The organism is Ruegeria sp. CL3, assembly GCF_056536505.1.
Window position 1 is genome coordinate 307,641 of the sequence record NZ_JBQFPT010000006.1, and the last position, 15,228, is coordinate 322,868.

At 53.7% G+C, this 15,228-nt stretch carries 16 protein-coding genes and 1 tRNA gene; 12 read left to right on the forward strand and 5 right to left on the reverse strand.

Features of this window, described 5'->3' with window-relative positions; genetic code table 11:
- Positions 1-63: 63 nt before the first annotated feature.
- Positions 64-945 (forward strand): cation diffusion facilitator family transporter, encoded by an 882-nt coding sequence (locus ACR0NO_RS11505; protein ID WP_480724026.1) that lies wholly within the window; start codon positions 64-66, stop codon positions 943-945.
- A gap of 159 nt (positions 946-1,104) precedes the next feature.
- Positions 1,105-1,971 carry a hypothetical protein gene (locus tag ACR0NO_RS11510; RefSeq protein ID WP_425085767.1) on the forward strand — a complete coding sequence of 289 codons (867 nt, stop codon included), beginning with the start codon at positions 1,105-1,107 and terminating at the stop codon, positions 1,969-1,971.
- Positions 1,972-2,046: 75 nt separating this feature from the next.
- Here ACR0NO_RS11510 and ACR0NO_RS11515 read toward each other — a convergent pair whose 3' ends face one another.
- The 3 genes from ACR0NO_RS11515 to ACR0NO_RS11525 all read right to left on the reverse strand — a co-directional run bounded on the left by ACR0NO_RS11515 (position 2,047) and on the right by ACR0NO_RS11525 (position 4,596).
- On the reverse strand, positions 2,047-2,694 hold the full coding sequence (locus ACR0NO_RS11515; RefSeq protein WP_260023726.1) for a response regulator: 648 nt from the start codon (positions 2,692-2,694) through the stop codon (positions 2,047-2,049).
- Positions 2,691-4,094 carry a sensor histidine kinase gene (locus ACR0NO_RS11520; RefSeq protein ID WP_480724027.1) on the reverse strand — a complete coding sequence of 468 codons (1,404 nt, stop codon included), beginning with the start codon at positions 4,092-4,094 and terminating at the stop codon, positions 2,691-2,693. Before ACR0NO_RS11520 ends, ACR0NO_RS11515 begins: the two co-directional genes overlap by 4 nt.
- 103 nt (positions 4,095-4,197) lie before the next feature.
- Positions 4,198-4,596, reverse strand: a complete 399-nt coding sequence (locus ACR0NO_RS11525) for a MerR family transcriptional regulator (protein ID WP_480724028.1) — start codon at positions 4,594-4,596, stop codon at positions 4,198-4,200.
- Positions 4,597-4,695: 99 nt separating this feature from the next.
- On the opposite strand from ACR0NO_RS11525, the gene ACR0NO_RS11530 reads away from it, so the two are divergent.
- Positions 4,696-5,019: a hypothetical protein gene (locus ACR0NO_RS11530; RefSeq protein WP_480724029.1), complete on the forward strand. Its 324-nt coding sequence runs from the start codon at positions 4,696-4,698 to the stop codon at positions 5,017-5,019.
- Positions 5,020-5,023: 4 nt separating this feature from the next.
- A complete protein-coding gene (locus ACR0NO_RS11535) occupies positions 5,024-5,242 on the forward strand; it encodes a GDCCVxC domain-containing (seleno)protein (RefSeq protein WP_480724030.1) in 219 nt (72 codons plus the stop codon).
- Positions 5,243-5,569: 327 nt separating this feature from the next.
- On the opposite strand, the gene ACR0NO_RS11540 is transcribed toward ACR0NO_RS11535, so the two are convergent.
- Positions 5,570-6,526, reverse strand: coding sequence for a helix-turn-helix domain-containing protein (locus ACR0NO_RS11540; RefSeq protein ID WP_480724031.1), 957 nt, complete (start codon positions 6,524-6,526; stop codon positions 5,570-5,572).
- A gap of 106 nt (positions 6,527-6,632) precedes the next feature.
- Between ACR0NO_RS11540 and ACR0NO_RS11545 the strand changes: the two genes are divergently transcribed.
- The 8 genes from ACR0NO_RS11545 to ACR0NO_RS11580 all read left to right on the forward strand — a co-directional run bounded on the left by ACR0NO_RS11545 (position 6,633) and on the right by ACR0NO_RS11580 (position 15,162).
- Positions 6,633-6,788 (forward strand): hypothetical protein, encoded by a 156-nt coding sequence (locus tag ACR0NO_RS11545; protein ID WP_170380012.1) that lies wholly within the window; start codon positions 6,633-6,635, stop codon positions 6,786-6,788.
- A gap of 14 nt (positions 6,789-6,802) precedes the next feature.
- Positions 6,803-8,476, forward strand: a complete 1,674-nt coding sequence (locus ACR0NO_RS11550) for a sulfatase-like hydrolase/transferase (protein WP_170386664.1) — start codon at positions 6,803-6,805, stop codon at positions 8,474-8,476.
- A 47-nt stretch (positions 8,477-8,523) separates the two neighbouring features.
- Positions 8,524-9,309 carry a hypothetical protein gene (locus tag ACR0NO_RS11555; RefSeq protein ID WP_170494281.1) on the forward strand — a complete coding sequence of 262 codons (786 nt, stop codon included), beginning with the start codon at positions 8,524-8,526 and terminating at the stop codon, positions 9,307-9,309.
- A 786-nt stretch (positions 9,310-10,095) separates the two neighbouring features.
- Positions 10,096-10,251: a hypothetical protein gene (locus ACR0NO_RS11560; protein ID WP_480724032.1), complete on the forward strand. Its 156-nt coding sequence runs from the start codon at positions 10,096-10,098 to the stop codon at positions 10,249-10,251.
- Positions 10,244-10,456: a helix-turn-helix domain-containing protein gene (locus tag ACR0NO_RS11565; protein ID WP_093965312.1), complete on the forward strand. Its 213-nt coding sequence runs from the start codon at positions 10,244-10,246 to the stop codon at positions 10,454-10,456. Before ACR0NO_RS11560 ends, ACR0NO_RS11565 begins: the two co-directional genes overlap by 8 nt.
- A gap of 168 nt (positions 10,457-10,624) precedes the next feature.
- A complete protein-coding gene (locus tag ACR0NO_RS11570) occupies positions 10,625-12,304 on the forward strand; it encodes a site-specific integrase (protein WP_480724033.1) in 1,680 nt (559 codons plus the stop codon).
- Between the two features lie 274 nt (positions 12,305-12,578).
- Entirely contained in the window at positions 12,579-13,355 is a 777-nt protein-coding gene (locus ACR0NO_RS11575) for a tyrosine-type recombinase/integrase (RefSeq protein ID WP_480724034.1), read from the forward strand.
- Positions 13,356-13,512: 157 nt separating this feature from the next.
- Positions 13,513-15,162, forward strand: a complete 1,650-nt coding sequence (locus ACR0NO_RS11580; RefSeq protein ID WP_480724042.1) for a recombinase family protein — start codon at positions 13,513-13,515, stop codon at positions 15,160-15,162.
- Here the strand turns inward: ACR0NO_RS11580 and ACR0NO_RS11585 are convergent.
- A tRNA-Met gene (locus tag ACR0NO_RS11585) sits at positions 15,119-15,195 on the reverse strand. The two genes, ACR0NO_RS11580 and ACR0NO_RS11585, sit on opposite strands and share 44 nt — an antisense overlap.
- Between the last annotated feature and the right edge of the window lie 33 nt (positions 15,196-15,228).

Consider the following 15,228-nt stretch of genomic DNA (forward strand, 5'->3'; position numbering starts at 1 on the left):
TGAACATCGGAGCTCACCAATCACACGAGTTTCCGTCCATGATTGACTGAGGGTCGCGGCCAAATGACACAAAAAATCGCTCTTTGGTCCATTCCTATATCCATTGCGGTACTGGCCCTAAAACTGTTGGCTTGGTGGCTGACAGGCTCGGTGGCGCTATTGTCAGACGCGATGGAATCTACCGTGAATGTTGTTGCGGCACTGCTGGCGTATTTTGCGGTTCGGATTGCCAACATACCCCCTGACGAAAACCACCCCTTTGGTCACAAAAAAGCCGAGTATCTTTCCGCCGTCGCCGAGGGCGTACTGATTGTGCTGGCGGCGTTCTTGATCATCAGAGAAGCTGTGCTGGCACTCCCAAACCCGCATCTTGAGGATGCGCCGCTTCTTGGAATCGCCATCAATATCATAGCAACGGGCGTGAATGGCGCATGGGCCTACCTATTGCTCAAAATCGGCAGGCGCGAGGGGTCGCCTGCATTGGAGGCAAGCTCCCGGCACATTTTCACGGATGTCATGACCTCAGTTGGTGTCATCGCAGGTCTGATACTTGCACTTGTCACCGGCTGGCTGATCCTTGATCCGATCCTGGCAATTCTTGTTGCACTGAACATCTTGTGGGAGGGCTGGAAAGTTATTCGGGCGTCCGTCGATGGCCTCATGGATGCGACCCTTTCGGATCATGACTTGCAGACTGTTTCCAACGCAATCGACGCAAATCTCGGCTCAGCCTTAGAGTACCACGACCTCAAAGGGCGCAGATCCGCAAATGTCATCTTCGTGGAGTTTCATCTTGTTGTGGACGGCACAATGCCAGTCAGCGCGGCACACGATATATGCAATGACATCGAGGAAGAATTGGAGCGTTTGTACCCGGGTTCGGTCTTTGTCATTCATCTCGAACCTGATGACGAATTGAAGGGGGCCGGGGTTAGATCCCACTAAACTGGTCACATGGCTCAGCAAAAACTCTATTGGTTTGACTGATCTTAATAAGACGTTCGGCTTGAAATTCGTCAGACTTAAGCCCGATGTGGGGAAGCCGAACCAGAAGTAACCTGTCTCCAACGTCACGAAACGTGATGCTCAGAATTGGAGGCGAAAATGAAAACTCAAAGAAAGCTGGGTCAACTTCTAAGTACTGCGGCGTTGGCTTCGTTGATCGCGGCGACGCCTTATGTGCCAGCGTTCGACGCTGATGGTCGCCTACACTTTGAACCGTCATATGCCTTTGCCAAGAGCGGCAGGGGAAGCGACGGGGATGGTCGCGACGATGATCGTGACGACAACTCTGGGTCGGGCAGTAGCGGCCGTGGTGGTGACCGTGACGGTGACCGGGACGACAACTCTGGGTCGGGCAATAGCGGCGGTGGTGGCGACCGGGACGATGATCGTGATGACGATAGAGACGATGATCGCGACGACGACCGAGATGATGATCGAGACGACAATTCTGGATCAGGAAAAAGTGGTCGCGATGACGATGATGATAATGATGACTCCAATCGCTCCAACAAAGGCAGCGGAAAGCAGGATCGGTCTCAAACAGGGGGCAAACCGTCGGGTTCGGCTGGGATAACGAAGGTCGAAACAAACGCTAACGGTATTGAAGTGCGGTACGCCGACGGAACCAAGGAGGAGATCGAAAACGGGCGGTATGAGAGAAAGAATGCGCAGAACCGAACTGTTGAGGAGCGCCCCGCGACCGGTGCTGACGTCTCAAGGCTTCGGTCATTGGCGAATGGTATCTCAATCGACAACGTACGCTCTTCTGGGCAAAGCGGCACTGCTGGAAGTCGACCCACGAAAATCGAACGCCAGGGCAATAATATAGAAGTGAACTATGCCAATGGTTGGAAAGAGGAGATCGAGTTTGGGCGCTACGAGTTGAAAGACCCGTACAACCGGACTGTTGTTGAAAGAAACGCAACGGCCTCTGATCGTCGGAGGTTACAGTCGGTTGCCAACTGAACTGCAACTTTAGTCAATAATCCGTTGGCGGCGACTCTTAGTGAGGGGCCGCCATCGTCGTCAAAGAGACCGCCGTTAATCTCCCTTGTTCCAAACATCATGGGCAATGAGCGCGGCCTCTACCCGATTTCGCGCATGAAGCTTGGACAGGATTGCCGTCATGTAGTGCTTCACGGTCTTTTCCTGAAGGTCTAACTCATCAGCGATTTCACGATTACTCAGTCCTTTGGCCACACGTCGAAGTATTTCTTCCTCACGATGCGTAAGGTCATCGAGAATGCAGCTGTTAGTAGACATGCCGGTGTCAGCATTGATTTGCAGCAATACTCGTGAAGCCAAGCCCGGAGAAACGAACCCTTCACCTGCGGCGATGCTGCGTAAGGAAGCGGTTAGTTCGCTTGCGGTTACTCCCTTCACAATGTACCCAATCGCGCCCGCCTCCAAGGCGTCCGCGACATCGCTGCTGTTCTCTGAGACCGTCAAGATTGCAATGACGGGTGGATTTTCCATCGCCGCAATTTTACGCGTCGCGCTTATCCCGCCACCGGGCATAGAGAGGTCAAGAACAGCTATGTCCGGCTGATGCGTGCCGACCAGCGATACTGCCTCTTCAGCGTTGGACCCAGCGGCCAAAACTTCGAAGCCATCAGCTTCATCCAACGTTCGTTGCAAGCCATCCCTGAATATCGGGTGATCATCAGCTATTACGACAGATGTAGTCATGATGTGCCCAACTTTCTGGGAAAGAGTGTCATAGCTATGGTGGTGCCTTCGCCCGGTCTTGATGCGACTTCGAACCTGCCACCAATACTCTCGACCCGATCTCGCAAGCCCATTAGCCCCTGGCCACCATCGTCTCGCAACGCGGTTTCTTCTGACCTGTCAAATCCAGGTCCGTCGTCTTTGACCTTTACAACTATGCGGTCGTTCTGCGCCTCAGAGATAACCGTGCACTTGGATGCTGGAGCATACCTCGCGGCATTGGAAAGCGTTTCCTGAAGGAACCGAAAAACGCACAGCTTGTCGGACAATGACAACTCTGGGGCCTGACTACCCAAGAATGAAATATCCGGTCGCAATGGGCTGTGTTCGGCGTGATCTTCTACGGCTCTCTTCACAACATCGACGAGTGACAGGCTGTCGATATCTGGCGCAGACAGCCCTCGCGATATTGCACGAATTTCAGCCAGAGATTTTTGCAAAGACTGCTGAATTTCCTCTGCCTCTTTAGGCCTTTCGGACTCTTTGGAAAACGCCGCCTCCAGTCTAAGAGCGGCAAGGGACAGGTATTGCGCAGGACCATCATGCAGTTCGGCACCGAGTTTCTTGAGGAACCGATCTGTTTGCGTGGCATATCTTTCTGACGCCTCGACGACACGCGAGCGCAGCCGGGCATTCTGCTCGGCCATCCTCTCACTTTCTGTCAGGCGCTGTTTAAGAAGAGACCCCTGTCGTCGAATTGTTTTGTCACCAATTGCGACGATGGAATACAGAACAATAGTACTTGCGAGAAATGCGGAACCGACGACCATCCAACTTGTTCGTCTGGCCTTGGCTAAGTCTAACTCCAGCTGATCAGCTCTTTCATAGAACTCCGCAACTGCGATGATCTCGCCAGACCAGAGTTCGCGGATCGGGCTGTAAACTTCAAGTAGTGGTATCCCCAATGCCGCCTCAGCGGCGCTTTCGGCATGATCAAGCTCTTCGAAAGAGCCGGAGATGTCACCGCTCCACGCTCGCCTTAGATCATCCGTTGGATTGAAACGGTTTCCAATGATGTCTGTATCCGAGGCGTGCGCAATCACACCGCCTTCCTTCCAGAATTTGTAGGAGACAATGCGGTCTCGCATTGGCTGGGTCATAAAAATCTCGTCCAGCGCCAGGCTCGCCTGCTTTGAAAGGCGGTCGCCATGTGCCAATTCCTGGCTGAGCGGGGATACTACACTTTCCATATACAGCGCCGCAGAGTTGGCAGAGTTTTGCACGACGGCGTTCTGGATTCGATTAGACACCCAGACCCCGACGATTGCGGTAGCAGTACCCATCACTAAAATGCTGGCCGCAAGGAAGACTCGCGACAACGACCAATTGCCAATCGTCAGGTCAGCTACTTTCGTTCTCATCGTGAAATCGACTATGAACTACAATCTGTTATCGCACCACAGACCTTGGTCTGACGTCATTTAGCTAAATCTCAGACCCTGAGCTTCCGCGCAGCGGCCACAGTCAGATATCATCCATCGTTCTCAGTCTTTGCAGCATCAGGCAGTGAACCTTACCACTATCACAATTGGCTGTAAGCTCACTCAAGGCACGCTCCAGGCGTCTGAGCTCATTTATCTTGGTTCGAACGCTGGCAATGTGAGCCTCGGCCAATTCTTTAACTGATCGGCAGTCGTCGGCGCTTCCTTCTGACAGCTCCAAAAGCGCCTTTGCGTCTGAGAGAGAGAACCCCAGGTCGCGGCATTTCTTCAAAAATCGAAGTCTTCCCACATCGTTTGCCGAATAGAGGCGACGATTGTTCAAAGCTCGTGCGGGTCTTGGTACGAAACCTTCGCGTTCGTAGTAGCGGATAGTTTCTATGCCGACCCCGCTTTGCAGGGAAGCCTCACCTATCGCAATCATGTGAAGTGCCCCCTATTGATCCTGTAGTCGCTACAGGAGTTATACGTTCTGAATGCCGGTGCCTCAACACAATCAAATCGAGCACCTCGGGAGCGAAAGATGAAGAAATATGTGACATTCAGCTACCTGGGATCGGTTTCCGCTCTGGGGGTGGCGGCATGCTGCGTTCTTCCAATGGCCATGATGTTGTTAGGCTTGGGTGGCAGTTTGTTGGCGGTATTCGGAAGAATAGCGGCGGCAAGCTACTATGTTCTCGCTATCTCAACAGCGCTGGTCGCGGTTTCATGGATCGTAGCGCATCGAAACGGGACGATGGCAAATCTGAAATGGTGGCTTGTTGGAAGCTCAGCGATCACCGCGCTGGCATGGGTCATCGTGTTCAATGAGGCTCAAATCAACGATTATCTAATCATGCAGATGTGAGACAATGACAAAACAAACTGTGGTGCTGGATAGCACTTTGACTTGCCCTGAGTGCGGACGCATTGAAACCGAAAGAATGCCAACCGACACGTGCCAGTGGTTTTATGAATGCAAATCATGCAGGGCAGTCTTGAAGCCTTTAGAAGGCGATTGCTGTGTTTTTTGCTCCTACGCTACCGTTCCGTGTCCTCCTATCCAGTTAGGGGACGGCTGTTGTGGATAGCTTTTCTGTCGGTTGGTTTCTTTGACTGCGGGCAATGCCGAAAGAGTACAAGATCGAATATTTCGGGCCAAACCGGCCGTTCGGCACAGGGTTCTTCAACGACTGATATGGGCCGTTGTCACACATCCCGACAAACTGACTTATCGGAAGCTTTGTCCGCAGAGCAGCCATTCAAAGCAGTCGCAGCAAACTTCCGCTTTGCGGACTTTGCAGCCATCCGCATATTTACTCCAAAGGACCGCAGTCAGCCCCAAGCGGACCTTCAAAATCCGACTTTGCAATTCTCGTGTTGCGGACAAGTTAGGCCGCGTACTGCCAAGCTCTGTTTCAGTTCATTTTGCCCGACAACGTTTGTGTCGGCAGTTGTCCAAAGAGTGCTCTGTAGTCTCGCGCGAACTGACCCATATGCCAAAATCCGTAAGCGTTTGCGATGTCTGATATACTCTCCTCTGGCGAGCAGGATACCAGTTCATGGCGCACAGCACCGAGACGGGCTCTTAGATAAAACTGCTTGGGGCTCACCCCATATGTTTCCTGAAACGCGCGACGAAGAGTGCATGCGGATACCTGAATATCTGCACATACTTCACCGATTGACACGTTATCCATCAAATGGGCCCGCATGAACTCAACGGCTTGTTGTGCTAAACGGGTTCTATTTTTACTGTTTCGCCGATCACTCCAATTTTCGCCTACCACCAGCATTTCCAGAAGCTCTAAGATCATATCACTCTCTTCACTATCAGAGCTTGGTCCGGCCGCTGATCCAATTAGAAAGCGCGCTTTGTTTTTGACTAAGGAATGAAGCTTGCCAGCGTCGCTAACGAAAGATCTTAAAGCGTCATTTCGCGCGGTGCTGATATCAAGACCGCAATCGTCGGCGATCCGTTGAGCCCTTCGGATGTCGATGGCAAAGGTCAGGCCTGTGAGCGTTGAATTGCTCACGCCTTCAAAAGGGTCTCCGCTACCAAAATTCATCAGAGCGGTGTCTGAGGGTGAGCCGTTAAGCCAAGTCCGTACACTCCCTTTGTCTGGTAAGCCAAACGCTAGAATGTCAGAGCGAGAAACACCGGTTTGGTACACAGCCTTATCAAACGACAAATCGATCATTTGAAGGTCAAGACCTGCCCAAACGGATACCGAAGAGTTCATAGTTCCCTCTTCAATTTGGCGTAGCTCGACATCCCATTGGGACAGCTCGCGGAATTGCGAAGGGTCCTGCAAAAAAAGTGTGTTTGGGGCGCAGGTTTTTTTGGGGGCTGATCGTTTTTTGATGTCGTCCATTCCGCCCCGCAGGTAGTTTTCATGAAATGTTATTCGAATATGTAGGCTTGGACAATTGCAAGACAAAGCAGACAAATCGAGAGGGAAGAGGTTCGGACGCCCATCGTTGCCTGACGATACTGCGCGCACCGAACGCGTCGTAACGCTGCTAACCAAAAGCGAAAAAGAGTTGTTGCGCTCACAGGCTGAAGACAGCGAACTCTCCCTTTCAACCTTTTGCCATCATCTGATCCTTGAAGGTCTGAAAACAAGTAAATCATGAAACAGGGGTATCTCATGAAATCAAAACTGTTCCTCTCCGCGCTGGTCTTTGCCGGCTCCGCTATCACGGCGGCAGCTCAGGACAGCAATATCGTGCATGATGCGGAATACTATGTGCTGAAGCAGCAAAACGAAGCCGTTTGGGTCGAGAACGACGCACAGGTTGACCAACTGCTGGCCGATTTTCGTGAGAAAAACGGAGGGAACCCTCCAAACATCTTCTACATCCTTATTGACGATATGGGTTTTGGCGACATGGGTATGCCCGAGATGAACGCGATACGCGGGTATTCGACGCCCAATATCAACGCGCTCGCAGAGGAAAGCATGCGGTTTGCGCGCATGTACACCGAGCCGTCCTGTACACCGTCGCGGGTCGCCTTCATGACGGGTCGCCAGCCGTATCGCAATGGGATGGGCGATACCGCCGTCGATATTTCAGGTTTTGGCCTTGCCGATGAAGAAGTCACAATTGCCGAAGTTCTGAAATCCGTAGGCTACAACACCTCGCATGTTGGCAAATGGCACATGGGCGACATTCAGGAATCTTGGCCTACTTATCAGGGCTTTGACTACGCCGCGTTCCCCATCCATCAGCAGGGCCAGTTGGCCATCTTCAACGAAGATGCAGCCAAGGAAGAAATCACCATGGCCATTGGGGAAGACAACTACAACTCCAAATACACGCTGGATGATTGGTTTCGCCCTGATCCGGGACACATGATTACCGGCCTTGAAGCTGTTATTGGCGGGGAGGTCCGCGAAGTCCATATGGAACCGGGTGAGAAATGGACCCAGGACAAATACAATGAGATGAACATCCGCTATCAGGCACAGGCGATGGAACAGTTGCGCCTGCTAGCAGAACGGGATGAACCGTTCTTCCTGCAATACTGGCCGCTTGTCCCTCTGTCGACAACGCGCACGACGAGAGAGGCGTTCACGACACCCAACGGCGGTACATTCGTTGAAAGCATGGAAGAGCTGGATGAATGGATAGGGGTCATTCTGAACGAAGTCGATGCGCTGGGGCTCAGGGACAATACCCTAATCGTTTTGATGGGCGACAACGGTCACTTCACCAAATATGCCCCCGGCAGTGGGTTTTCGCCGCTGGTCTTCCGCGGCGGCAAGGCCGATACGTCTGAAGGAGGCGTTCGGGTGGACGCGTTTGCCCGCCTGCCCGGCTTGATCGAGGGAGACTCGATTGTATCTGACATTATTCATATTTCTGATTTGTTCACGTCAATTGCGCGTATCGGTGGAGCGATGGATGCCATCCCCCGCGACCGGATCATTGACGGTGTCGATCAGACGTCCCTGATGTTTATTGGCGATACGCATGGGCGCAGGGATCATGTACTGATCTACTCGATCAATTCGCTGAAAGAGGTGGTAAAGGAACACATCAAACTCAAGGTTCCGGCCAAAGGTGAAAATGCTATCGTGGCCAAGTTCTACAACCTGTTCCGCGACCCCCGCGAAGAACAGAGCGTATCGACCGAGATCGGAGCATGGGCTGGACATGAGTTTAACCGCATTATTGCCCGCCACCTGAAATTCAAGGAAATGTACCCCGATCAACCGGCCGCGACTGGACGTCCCTATGAAGGTATCGTGAACCTTCGTCCTGAAACCGTCGCAGCGGTGGATGCCTTTGTCGCCAAGCGGGACATTCAGCCCGACTAAAAGGTGAAGCTGATAAGAGCAATGCAAGCCCCGCATCAGATAATGATATGCTGGATGTGGGGCTTGGCATCCACAACAAAAATTCTGGAAACAATATGAAAATCCAAGCGCTTGTCCTTGCATTGGCGACTGGCATTGTTGCGGCCCCAGCAATCGCCGATGAAAACGCTTCAAACCCTTTGGCCGCAGTCAATAACACGGACATCCGGTATCAGTATTTGGATTTGGGCAACGGTGCTGACAAGCAGGACGCCTTTATAGATGGCGCATACATGCTGCGGCCTGATCTGAAACTGAAATATGAGTTGCACTACAACTCAACGGATGTGACTGGAACTCGGTTCACTGAATTTGAGAAATTGAGCCTCAAAGCGATCTATTTCCCTTCTCAGAGACCGCTCAACGAAACGTGGGCCATCAAGTCGGCCATTGGTCTGGAGTGGATACTGGACTTTGGCGACCCGGAAAAAGGGATCGGAACCGGGTCCGATCAAATTGCGCCTTTTGGCGGGTTCGCCTTTGCAAACACAAAATCAGGGCTGACGCTGATCCCACTGCTCCAGCATTTTGCTTCATACAATGGCCCGACGGACATAAACCAAACCGCGATGCGGTTGATTGCGCTACAACCGTTTGGCGAAGGGTACTGGGCCAAGGCTGATATTAAAGCACCATATGACTGGGAGAACGATGCTTGGCCAGCGACCGCTGAGTTCCAGATTGGCAAGAACCTCAGTCCTGGCATCGCAATTTATGCTGATTTCCTCATCGGTATAGGTTCCGACCGCCCCTACGATAAAGGTGCCGGCTTAGGTTTGCGTTTCAACTACTAGTTCACCCACACCCAACCTCGGCGAAGATCATCTATGTCGCAGTCCAGAACTCTGTTCAGCCATTTGTTTTCTGCGTATATCTTGACCCTTCCTGGAACTGCCTTGAGCCAATCCCTGCCCGCTCCGGGTCGGTAGGAAATAAATTGGCGTCACGCCGCATCATTCTTTCCGTTCACTCCGCTCTGAACTCGGGGAAGATCAACAGTCTCTGGGCGATCCGCTGAGATGGATTTGAACCTTGAAACTGAATCCGTCGTTCGCGCTTCTAATCCCCAGCCATCGATGCTTAGGCCCAGAGTTCTGAGAAAATAGACTTCTATTACGATCTGTACCCAAGACTTTGCAAAGTCCGCTTTCTGCGCATTGCTGACCTTCGTGCCCCAAGCACTACTGGTAACTTTGGGCTCTAGGCAGTCGCTCGGTGAACTGCAAACGAATGGCTGCTTTTAGTGAGAAGCGACTATTACTTAGGCTTTGAAAAATCCGCCATAGTACTTTCGATCTCACGGCAACAAAAATTTCTGCAAAATGTAAGCAAAAGGTAAACAAAACAATAGGTTGATATAACTAAACGCGTCAGTTAAACTGAAAGAACTATCAACCTACCAGCCGTGATGGCTGGGCCGCCAATATTGGGATTGGACAGGACGGCACTTCGTCCTCGACGCACTCGATGGCAATGATCCTGATCTCGTTTGAGGTCAGTGTTTTGTCGTCTGGAGTGCGCTCCGAAGCCAGAACATCGCGATCATTGTCTCGAGCGGTTCCTTTAAAAGGAACGTATCGATGACGAGTTCGTCTTCTGCTCCCAAGGGCAACCCGCCCAATTTCACTATTCCTGAACCCCTGATCAACCTTGTGCGGCTGTTGGCACGCGAGGCTGCGCGTTCGGATTTCGCAACCCGTTGCAACGGTGAAGACCCAGAGGTGGATCATGGTTGATCTGCCGATCACAGAGGATGCCGCCTATCTCAGCGTGCGCGATGTCGCTGCGCTGTTCCGCATCAGCACCAAGACCGTTCGTCGCTGGATCAAATCCGGCGAACTGCCTGCGACTCGGTTGGGCCGCGATTGGCGCATTGCGCGCAGCGACCTGCACGCCCTTGCCCAACAACGCGGCAATCAGGCAGCAGCCCATGTTCTCTAAGGCTTTCACAAAACTCGGCTTTTCCGGCGTTCGGGAAAACGGGGTCATGGATTTCGGATACAAATTCACGCCTTTGGTTTCCCGAATGTCCGCAAGAGGGCCGCCATGGGTCTGCATGCCCCCAAATGTCCCCTTTTGTCCCCAATTTCAAAACCGAAGAGGTTTATCATGACCCATCATCAAGATATCCAACCGCCAACAACGCTGGCCGAGGTTCTGGACGTTATGAAGTCCAATCCAGACCCCGACAAGAAACGTCAACAGTCCAAGCTGTCCGCGATCTCGCGCGTCAGTGCATACATGAGCCGTCCGCCGTCGGACATTCCGACAGACATCCCGCAACTGCGCAAACTGCTGGCATCGTTGCATCCCGCCGCCTGCGGGGTGAAGCCCAACACCCTTAGCACCACCAAAAGCGATCTGGCCAGTGCCTTGCGTGCGGTTGGGGTGTTGCAGGATTTTGAAGCCAAATCTGAACTAACCCCAGAGTGGGACACGTTTCTGACGACTGTGCAGTCCACCCATCAGGTTTGGGGCTTGATGCGGTTTGCACGCTATTGCAGTGCCCGGTCGATCTCGCCCAAGGACATTGGTGGCGAAGTGGTTCAGGCGTTTCAGACGGTCCTCGACGCTGTGCTGCTGAAGAACGAACCAGCCAAGTACATTCAGTCCATGATCGATACATGGAACCACGTGATTGACAAACACGGTCTGGATCTTCCCCGGCAGGACCGTTTGCTGTCTGATCGGTACGTGGCCCGCCCGCTGACGGACTATCCGGAGAGCCTGCAAGCAGAGATCAAAGCCTATATCGACCGCTTGGCGCAACGTGATCTGTTCAGCGAAGACGGTCCTGACAAGCCGCTGCGCGAGACCAGCCTGCGCAACACCGAAGCGTATCTGCGTCAATTGCTGGACGCGTTGGTAACCTCGGGGCAAAGCCCGGAAAAGTTCACAAGCCTGTCTGTGGTGGTTACGGCGAGCAATCTCAAATCAGCCTTCCGGACGATCATAGACCGCCGTGGGACCAATGGCCTGCCGTCCGGGCTGAGTAATGTTGCAGCAACCTGCATCGCCATTGCACGGCATCACCTTAACGCGCCAGAGGACGTCATCAAGGCACTCAAAGACATTCACAAACGGGTCGCCGTAAACCCGCGCGGCATGAGCCCCAAGAACGCCGAGCGCCTTGCGCAGTTCAATGATTGGGAGAACGTGGCCCTGTTGTTGAGCCTGCCGGATACGCTGATGGCACGGGCGGAAGACAGTCCGACCCGGCGCGACAGCGCACTGGCGGCGATGCATGCAGCAGCGCTTACGATCCTCCTGAGCTGTCCCATGCGCGTCAAAAACCTCGCGAACCTTGATTTGGACAAACATTTGATCCGGATCCGCTCGGGGACGCACACCTATTATTCCATCCGTATCGAAGGGATCGAGGTCAAGAATGGGGAGCCGATTGAGGTCAAACTGAATGCCCGTAGTTCCAAGATTTTGCACCGCTATATCATGCAGTTCCGACCGCTTGTGTCGCAGGTTGGTGGCCGTGCCCTGTTCCCCCGCAGCAGTGACGGAAAGCCCCGGTCGCCCGCAAACTTTGGCGGTGATCTGACCCGTCGCATCTTTCGTGAGACCGGGTTGAAGGTTCACCCTCACCTGTTCCGCCACATCGCGGCCAAGCTCTATCTAGAAGAACGCCCCGGCGACTTCGAGACCGTCCGCCGCCTGCTCAAGCACAAGCGGCTCCAAACGACGATGGATTTCTACGCATCGCTCAGCAACCAATGGGCACACGACCACTATGATGAGGTGGTTCTTTCGAAGTTCCGGGGGACGTCCGATGACTAACCCCATTCCTCTTGTTCTTCTTTATCAAAATTGGCCCCAGGCGGATAAAACCGCCTGGGAAGCCCTATTCGCGGAAGGTGACATCTTTGACGGTACAGGTCCCTGTGCGAGCTGGTCCGAAGGCAGCCGCACCAAACGACGCCAGAGCTACGGATACTGGCTGTCATGGATAAAGCGTCATCAGCCTGCCCTTTTGGATCGATCCCCGACAGATCGCATTACCAAAGATGCCGTGCGGAGATATCTGGAAGAAGCGGAAGCGCGCGTAGGCCTAATGACCCGCAAGAACATGATTTGTGATCTGTATGTGCTTGTAAAGGCCATGGACCCGTCAGGAGATTGGGACTGGCTAAACAAACTGTCCAACCGTCTGGTACATCTGGCAGATCGCAAAAGCCTGCCGAAAGCGGTTCCGATATTGGCAGGTGACGCTCTGACCAAAAGCTTGCAATGGCTCCAAGATGTGGAGAGTGATCCGTCTCTCAGTGACCTGAAGCGCGCAATCCACTTTCGCGCAGGCCTGATGATCGCCTTTCTGATCTCGCGGCCCGTACGCCGTCGCACGTTGCTGGTGCTGACAACGGACCAGCATCTGCGCAAAAACGCCGAAGGGTTCGAGGTTCACCTTTCGCCGGAAGACACCAAAGACAAAAAAGCGCGGTGGTTTCCTCTGCCCAAGGTTCTGATACAGCCGATGGAGTCTTATTTGGACAACCATCGCCCGATCCTGCTCGGACCCAAGACATCCAATGCGCTGTGGATCAGCCAATATGGAGACCCGATCACCCCGGACGGCCTGTCTCGTGAGTTGCCGAAAGTGGCGCAACGTATGCTGGGCGTCGAGTTGCGCACCCACAAGTTTAGGCACATTGCGGCGACCAGCGTCGCTGAGACGGACCCGGAACATGTCAACATCATCCGGGATATCCTCGGGCACGCGACGCTGGACATGTCTCAGAAGCACTACAATCGTGCCACCGGGTTGTCGGCCTGTGACGACTACCAATCTCTCCTGCAGGCAAAGATGAAGACCTTGGGTCGCAAACGGTAAGTTATCGCATCCGAAAGCCGCTCGTCGGTTCGGCCAAATGCCTATGACCAAAGCATTTTCCGTTGCAACGGGTTGCAATCGAAAGTGGAAGACACGGCCCAATCCATGCCTATAATGGGTTGGGCCAACCAGTTCCTCAGACCGAAAGGCCCGACCCATGCGCGCCGCCATCTACGCCCGCTACTCCACCGATCTTCAATGTGACGCCTCCATTGAGGACCAACATCGGCTGTGCCTACGCCTGATCGATAGCAAAGGGTGGCAGGAGGCCGAGACCTATTCCGACCGGGGGCTGAGCGGAGCGTCTCATCTGCGCCCCGGCTACCAGCGACTGTTGGAGGACGCGCGACGCAATGTGTTTGATGTCGTTGTGGCCGAAGGCCTAGACCGGATCAGCCGGGATCAGGAACACATCGCCGCCTTCTTCAAACAAATACGGTTTCAAGGCATCCCGATCTTCACCGTGGCAGAGGGAGAGATCTCCGAACTGCATATCGGCCTCAAGGGGACCATGAGCAGCCTGTTCCTGAAAGACCTGGCTCAAAAAACCCATCGCGGCCTTGAAGGACGTGTGCGCAAAGGTAAATCAGCCGGTGGTATCACGTATGGCTATGACGTTGTGCGAGATATGGGCGCAGACGGGTTTTTCACCACAGGGGAACGGCGGATCAATGAAAGCCAAGCCCAGATCGTTAAACGTATCTTTCAGGACTACAGCCATGGGCTGAGCCCACGCAACATCGCTGCCCACCTGAACGATGAGGGCATTCCCGGCCCCCGTGGAACATGGGGCGCATCGACGATCTACGGCAACCACCAGCGTGGCACCGGCATCTTGAACAACGAACTCTATATCGGGCGGTTGGTTTGGAACCGGCAGCGTTTCGTCAAAGACCCGGACAGCGGTAAACGGCAAGCTCGCCCAAACCCGCCGGAAGACTGGGTGATTGAAGACGTGTCCGAGTTACGGATCGTGTCCGATGACCTTTGGAACGCGGTGAAGGCACGGCAGGAAAGTACGCGCAACGCCGCGATCAGCGATGGCATCAAGAAGTTGGGCCGCACCAAGCGGGCACGGCATCTGTTTTCTGGCATGCTGACCTGCGGGTGTTGCGGCGGCGGCATCACCCAAGTCGGAAAGCAGTATTACGGGTGCTCCGCTCATAAGAACAAAGGTACTTGTGACAACCGGTTGACGATAAAACGCACAGACTTGGAGGACCGCGTTCTCTCCGGCCTAAAAGAGCAATTACTACACCCCGATCTGATCGCGGAATTCACCAACGCTTATCAAGAGGAATACAACCGTCTTACCGGGTCCATTCAGCAGGATAGGATTAACGCGACACGTGATCTGGCGCAGGTCGAGCGTAAGATCGCACATCTCGTCGACGCGATCAGCGACGGCATGTTCCACGCCAGCATGAAAGAAAAGCTGACAGCGTTAGAAGCACGCAAATCCGAACTCCAAGACACCATCAATTCGGCGTCAGATGAACCACCAGTTTTGCTGCACCCCGGATTGTCCGATGTGTATCGGAAACAAGTCGCCAATTTAACCATGGCATTGCGCGATCCCTCTTCGCAGGCTGAAGCGACGTGCATCATTCGCGGGCTGCTGTCTGAGATACGGCTGATCTCGGATGATGGGACGTATACGATTGAACTTGTTGGTGAGTTGGCGGGATTGCTCGCGTTGGGTGCGCCCCATAATGAACAAAGCCGCCCTGAGGCGGCTTGTTCGGGACTCTGTTCGCCAACACTGGTTGCGGGAGCAGGATTTGAACCTGCGACCTTCAGGTTATGAGCCTGACGAGCTACCGGGCTGCTCCATCCCGCGTCAGAGTCAGATTTGTTTCATCGTATTAGAGAG